A 602-nucleotide genomic window follows, 5' to 3' on the forward strand; every position below is an offset into this window, starting at 1 on the left:
AACTTTAATTAATTTAAATCTAAATCAAGAACTATTATTGAGTTTAGCTCGTGATAGTTTAGTTAGTGAATATACTAAAAAGTTAAATCAAAATATAAATAGAATTTTTACTAATGATATGGAGGAAGTAAGTAAATTAAACATTTCTTTGAGCTTTAATGTAGATACTAAAATTTTAAATATTGATGTTGAAGTTAAAGAGGAATATAAAGATAAGTACAGAATTGAACCTAATAACACTTTTATATTGCAAATTGAAGGTTTTGCAGATGTAAAGTCAATAAATAGCAATGAAAACAATATTTTTGAAGGTCTGGTTGTGGATGATATTAATTTGTCAGGTTTAGATGATTATGATGAAATTAAAAGCTTTATTTTAGAGCAAATAGCTATCAAAATACCACATTTAAAATTAGGTACTGATTATGAAATTAAAAATTTAGATACAGTAATTAAACAGAGAATTAAACCACAGATAAATGTTTCGAATGTAAACTTACCTCGTAAGTCATCATTGGTTTTAGAGGCATTAAATGGTAGAAATGGCGTTTTTTATGTGGGTGTAATTAATACGACGAATAAAATTATTGATAATGATATAG

The 602-nt window shown here is 24.6% G+C and carries 1 pseudogene; it reads left to right on the forward strand.

The features are described 5' to 3' along the window. Nucleotides 1–602 (forward strand): annotated as a pseudogene (locus tag N1F73_RS04005) (conjugation protein); the annotation flags it as partial.

The organism is Mycoplasma sp. HS2188 (assembly GCF_025209835.1).
Taxonomy (GTDB): Bacteria; Bacillota_I; Bacilli_A; order Mycoplasmatales; family Metamycoplasmataceae; genus Mycoplasmopsis.